Origin of the sequence: Lactococcus sp. DD01, assembly GCF_001578715.1 — a bacterium.
GTDB lineage: Bacteria > Bacillota > Bacilli > Lactobacillales > Streptococcaceae > Lactococcus > Lactococcus petauri.
The window spans coordinates 406,923-412,021 of sequence record NZ_KQ968939.1 but is presented as its reverse complement, the minus strand read 5'-3'; the positions used below and the strand labels follow the sequence as shown (position 1 = coordinate 412,021).

The 5,099-nt window shown below is 36.2% G+C and carries 8 protein-coding genes; 1 reads left to right on the top strand and 7 read right to left on the bottom strand.

All coding sequences use genetic code 11. From position 1 onward, the window contains the following. From folK to LACDD01_RS02055, 6 genes are all read right to left on the bottom strand, one after another. Nucleotides 1-315, bottom strand: a 315-nt coding sequence (folK, locus tag LACDD01_RS02075; RefSeq protein WP_082779255.1) for a 2-amino-4-hydroxy-6-hydroxymethyldihydropteridine diphosphokinase, incomplete at its 3' end; no start/stop codon positions are given. A 57-nt stretch (nucleotides 316-372) separates the two neighbouring features. Further along, entirely contained in the window at nucleotides 373-720 is a 348-nt protein-coding gene (gene folB / locus LACDD01_RS02070; protein WP_019294014.1) for a dihydroneopterin aldolase, read from the bottom strand. Continuing rightward, complete coding sequence (gene yihA, locus LACDD01_RS02065) at nucleotides 713-1,300, bottom strand: ribosome biogenesis GTP-binding protein YihA/YsxC (protein WP_019294015.1); 588 nt, start codon at nucleotides 1,298-1,300, stop codon at nucleotides 713-715. Before yihA ends, folB begins: the two co-directional genes overlap by 8 nt. A 180-nt stretch (nucleotides 1,301-1,480) precedes the next feature. Next, on the bottom strand, nucleotides 1,481-2,719 hold the full coding sequence (clpX, locus tag LACDD01_RS02060; protein ID WP_019294016.1) for an ATP-dependent Clp protease ATP-binding subunit ClpX: 1,239 nt from the start codon (nucleotides 2,717-2,719) through the stop codon (nucleotides 1,481-1,483). A 31-nt stretch (nucleotides 2,720-2,750) separates the two neighbouring features. Continuing rightward, nucleotides 2,751-2,924: a hypothetical protein gene (locus tag LACDD01_RS11775; RefSeq protein ID WP_014024827.1), complete on the bottom strand. Its 174-nt coding sequence runs from the start codon at nucleotides 2,922-2,924 to the stop codon at nucleotides 2,751-2,753. After that, on the bottom strand, nucleotides 2,921-3,436 hold the full coding sequence (locus LACDD01_RS02055) for a dihydrofolate reductase (protein ID WP_061413054.1): 516 nt from the start codon (nucleotides 3,434-3,436) through the stop codon (nucleotides 2,921-2,923). The genes LACDD01_RS11775 and LACDD01_RS02055 overlap by 4 nt, the downstream gene beginning before the upstream one ends. A gap of 488 nt (nucleotides 3,437-3,924) precedes the next feature. Here LACDD01_RS02055 and LACDD01_RS02050 point away from each other — a divergent pair, with 488 nt between their 5' ends. Beyond that, nucleotides 3,925-4,428 carry a tRNA (cytidine(34)-2'-O)-methyltransferase gene (locus LACDD01_RS02050; protein ID WP_061413053.1) on the top strand — a complete coding sequence of 168 codons (504 nt, stop codon included), beginning with the start codon at nucleotides 3,925-3,927 and terminating at the stop codon, nucleotides 4,426-4,428. 74 nt (nucleotides 4,429-4,502) lie between these two features. Here the strand turns inward: LACDD01_RS02050 and LACDD01_RS12195 are convergent. Beyond that, nucleotides 4,503-5,099: MucBP domain-containing protein (locus LACDD01_RS12195; RefSeq protein WP_231863341.1), on the bottom strand; the 597-nt coding region annotated here is incomplete at its 5' end.

Sequence of the window (5,099 nt, the reverse complement as noted above, 5' to 3'; positions counted from 1 at the left end):
TTGTTCGTTTCCGTAAAATAAAATATCGATATCTATCGTGCGTGGTCCCCAATGAATTTTGCGTACACGATTTAATTTGGCTTCGATTTTATGAATAAGCTCCAATAGCTGACTAGCTTCAAGTGTCGTTGAAATCTTCAAGGCCATGTTGACAAAGTCATCTTGCTCCACTCCCCCGACAGGTGAGGTTTGATAAAACTTTGATTTTCTATCTATTAAAATGGCCGAATCCTGTCCCAATAAGCTTACTGCATCTTGCAAGTAAGCTTGCTTGTCTCCAATATTACTCCCTAAACTCAAATAAACCGTTTGCATCACTTTCTTGCTCCCCCCCCTTAGAAAGCCGTAAATATTTTCTAAAAGTTAAATATTTTAACCGACCATTTCAATTTCGACATTGTCAAAGATTCCTGCAATAGGTACAGCCAATTTGCGGATATGTACTTCTACTGTTTTCACTTTGTTGTTTTGTTTAATGGCTTGAATGATATCGAAAGCCAACTTTTCAATCAAATCTGCACGTGAGACTTCAATTATTTCCGCGATGCTCTCATAAAAAGCAACATAACTCAACGTTTCGTCAAGCTCATCTAAACCAGAGTAGGAAAAATTCGTGGTAACAATCAAGTCAATTTCTAGATTTTGCCCTAAGATCTTTTCTTCAGGTAAAACGCCGATATGTGAAAAGAACTTCATATTGTTAATCTTAATCTTATACATATTGTTCAATGGCTTTCCAAGCCTCCTCGATTCCTGTTTTATCAAAACTAGAAAAGATTACAAAATCATCTGTGCTGTCAAATTGCAAGGCTTTTTTTATCACTGAGACATGCTTGTTCCATTTACCGCGTGGAATTTTGTCGGCCTTTGTTGCAACTAAAATTACGGGAATATCATAGAATTTCAAAAAAGTGTACATCAGCTTGTCATCTTCAGATGGTTCGTGTCGTAAATCAACGAGAGCGACCACCGCTTTAAGATTAGGTGCTGTAGTGAGATATTCTTCAATCATCTTACCGAACTTTTCACGCTCTTTTTTCGAAACACGTGCATAGCCGTATCCTGGAACGTCTACCAAATGAACCGTATCATCTACATTGTAAAAATTTAGGAGCTGCGTTTTACCTGGCGAACTTGAGGTACGCGCAAAGTTCTTACGGTTTAATAAGGTATTGATAAAGCTTGATTTTCCAACGTTAGAGCGACCAGCAAGAGCAATTTCCGGCATGTCTGTCTCTGGATATTGCTTGGCAGAGGCTGCTGAAATAGTCAGTTGTAAATTATTAGGGTTTATTTTCATTATTTCTCTCTTTCCTTGTGTGTCAAACTATTTTAGATAGTTGCGCAAGGTTTATTTAAAGTCTTTTTTAGGGAAGAAGGTTCACAAATCACATCTCTCCCTGTCTATTATCATTGATTTACTAAAGGTAAATCAATGATAATAACAAGAAAACCATGAGCACTCATGATTTTCTGTTTTTTATTTTTGAATATAAATGATTTCTGCTTCTGCTTTATCACGCACAGCTGCTTCCGTAATAATCACTTTTTCAATATTATCATGACTTGGTATTTCAAACATGATATCCATCATCACTTCTTCAATTATTGAACGTAAGCCACGTGCACCTGTTTTACGTTCGATAGCTTTTTCAGCAATGGCATGCAAAGCTGCATCCTCAAATTCCAGTTCCACATTGTCATAGCTTAACAACTGCTTGTATTGCTTGATAAGTGCGTTTTTAGGCTCGGTCAAGATACTGATAAGATCAGCTTCTGTCAAACGTTCAAGCGCAGCAACTACAGGCAACCGTCCAATAAATTCAGGAATCAATCCGAAAGTTTGGATATCTTCAGCAATGATTTCTTGCATATAAGATTCATTGTCAGACAAGGCTTTATTATTTGTGCCAAAGCCGATAATTTTCTCACCTAAGCGTTGTTTGACAATTTCTTCAATACCGTCAAAGGCTCCGCCTACAATGAAGAGAATGTTTTTAGTATCAATTTGAATCATCTCTTGGTTAGGATGTTTACGCCCACCTTGTGGGGGAACGCTGGCAACTGTACCTTCGATAATTTTTAAGAGGGCTTGTTGTACACCTTCACCGGAAACGTCACGAGTGATAGAAACATTTTCTGATTTTTTAGCAATTTTATCAATTTCATCAATGTAGATGATACCACGCTCAGCACGTTCAATATTGAAATCACTAGCTTGCAGCAGTTTGAGCAAGATATTTTCAACATCTTCACCGACATATCCTGCTTCTGTCAAACTTGTAGCATCAGCAATAGCAAAAGGAACATTAAGCGACTTAGCTAAAGTTTGTGCCAAAAAAGTTTTCCCTGAACCTGTAGGACCAATCAATAAGATATTAGACTTTTGAAGTTCAACTTCTTCGTCATCTTGACCTGTAAAATTGATGCGTTTGTAATGATTATAAACAGCAACCGCAAGTGCACGTTTTGCACGCTCTTGCCCGATAACATAACCATTCAGATGATCCAACATTTCTCTTGGGGTCATTACAGGAGTGGTTTCAAATTCTTGAGCCATTTCCTCGCGCATCTCTTCTTCAATCAAATGGCTCGATAGCTCCACACATTCGTCACAAATATAAACACCGACACCGGCGATAAGTTTCTTTACTTCTGGTTGGCTCTTGCCACAGAATGAACAATATATATTTTCGTTTTCTTTTGTATCGTTAGACATTTATTTCTCTTTTTCTAGATTTTAAACATTTTTAGGAAAATAAAGTTCCAAAAAAAGCATGAATGGAATTTACAATATTCGTAAAGGCATTAAGAAGAAAAATAGTTCCTAAGCCCCAGCGTTTTTTGCGGAAGCATTGCAGTGCAAGTATTACACATATTGCGCATAAAACAGCGGTAAATAAGCCAAAAATAGATTTTGTCACGGCTTTTGTTTCTCCTTCCGCTCATATTTTTCGACGGTAAAGTCATAAGGATTTTGCTCGTCTTTTTTGTGATAATCCTCTGACACCTTCGCATACTTCGAAAAATCAAACGTATCAGGGAAATATGTATCCCCCGCAAATTCTCCATGAACAACCGTTTTATAGAGCGCTGATAGCTCCTTTTCGAAAAGAAGGAACATCTCTGATCCGCCAATGATATATAAATCACGCTCTTGATTATTATACCATTCTATAACTTCGGATACACTATGCATGATTAAGACACGTTCATTATCTTCTTTAGGGTAAGATTCATCTCGTGTAAGGACGATAGTGATACGTCCAGGAAGCACGCGCTTATTCATGCCTTCAAAGGTTTTGCGGCCCATCAAAATCACTTGATGATAAGTTGTCTTTTTAAAATGTTCGAGTTCAGCAGGTAAACGCCAAGGTAAATGACCATCAATGCCAATCACTTTTTTCTCATCTTCTGCCCAGATAGCGTAAATCATTTTATTTCACCTACGTGCTTTTCTTCAATTGCTTTGAAAAGCCAATCATCCTTTTAAACAAAGATGTTCCTTTCTTTTGGGATTTTAAGGCCATCTATTTCATACACAAATAGCTGATGAAATTCATAAAGAATCCTTCAAGACCTTATTTATTAACCGTTTGAACAGTTAATATCTCGCTGTTCTCTCAGAAGCTTTTTTCTGCTTTGAGGGATAGAATTACCTTTCCTATTATACCAAAAAACACCTTTTTTTACTTTAATTTTTCTTATTCGGAAAAAAATGAAAAAAATTTCCATTATTTCCTTTACTTTTCCTTAAAGATGTGTTAAGATTACTCTATCAATTAATTTGTTTCAATCAACCCTGTTATGATTAAAGCAAATTAGTCCCCCAACTAGGCTGCTCGCTGAGACCATACTCCGAGCTACCTAGTTTTTATTTTTGTAAAAATGTAAAACCCTTACAAAAACGGAATGGAGAAAATTATGAATCATATTGCACTTTTCGAACCACGTATCCATTTTAACACTGGAAATATTGCGCGCACTTGCGCAGCTACTAACACTACCTTACATTTGATTGAGCCTTTCGGCTTTGAAATTACCGATAAAAATCTCAAAAGAGCTGGATTGGACTATTGGGATCAGGTCAACATTGTTTATCACAAAAATCTGGATGATTTTATCAAGCACGTAGATGGAAAACTATTTTTAGTTAGTAAGTTTGCGGATCAAGTATATTCAGATGTTGATTATACGGAAACTTCAGAAGACTACTACTTCCTCTTTGGACGAGAGGATACTGGTTTACCAGAAGACTTTATGCGAGAAAATGCTGAAAAATGTATTCGCATTCCAATGAATGATGAACATGTACGTAGTCTAAATCTTTCTAACACTGCTTGTATGATTGTCTATGAAGCGCTTCGTCAACAAGAATTTGCTGGTTTGGAGCTTAAACATACTTATGAAAATGACAAACTAAAATAAATTTACTCTTTCTTAGTTGAAAGATAAAAATTTAAAGAAAAACGGAAGTTATAGCGTGTAACTTCCGTTTTTTATTATTTATTAATTTTCTTGAGACGAAGTGTAAGCTCAAACAGAGCTAAAACCAAGAAAGTCAGTCCTAAAATAAAATTGATTAGAGTCATATTTTCACCTGCCTTGGGCAAAAATTTTTGCTTTGCTGAAGCTACTTGATCTTTTTCTCCACCTTTAGGAGTTTCAGTTGCTTGAGAAATCGTCTTATTTTTTGTATAGATATAACTTACAGTTTGTACTTGGTCTGTATAATGACCTGCAGCATTACCACGAACTTCTTTGAAAGTATAACCTTTGATATCTTTCTTTTCAGTACTATAACCTTCTCCAACAATTCCTGATTTTGCAACGTCTTCCGAAATTGACTGGCCATTCGTATCTACATATTGGACAAGGACAGTTCCAGTTACATGAGGAAGTTCATTCTTAGTATAAACATAAGTGACAGTTTGGGCTTGATCAGTGAACTTACCTGATGCATCACCTTGAACTTCTTTAAATGTATAGCCTAGAATATCTTTTTGCTCTGTCGTATACGCTTCTCCAATATTTCCTGCTTTTATCACATCATCAGAAATTTTATTGCCTTCTATGTCCACGAATTTTACAGTAATATC

Excerpts from the sequence above, each read along its gene's own strand:
- LACDD01_RS02050 (WP_061413053.1), top strand. The coding sequence starts at position 3,925 with ATGAATCATATTGCACTTTTCGAACCACGTATCCATTTTAACACTGGA.
- yihA (WP_019294015.1), bottom strand. The coding sequence starts at position 1,300 with ATGAAAATAAACCCTAATAATTTACAACTGACTATTTCAGCAGCCTCT.
- folB (WP_019294014.1), bottom strand. The coding sequence starts at position 720 with ATGTATAAGATTAAGATTAACAATATGAAGTTCTTTTCACATATCGGC.
- clpX (WP_019294016.1), bottom strand. The coding sequence starts at position 2,719 with ATGTCTAACGATACAAAAGAAAACGAAAATATATATTGTTCATTCTGT.
- LACDD01_RS02055 (WP_061413054.1), bottom strand. The coding sequence starts at position 3,436 with ATGATTTACGCTATCTGGGCAGAAGATGAGAAAAAAGTGATTGGCATT.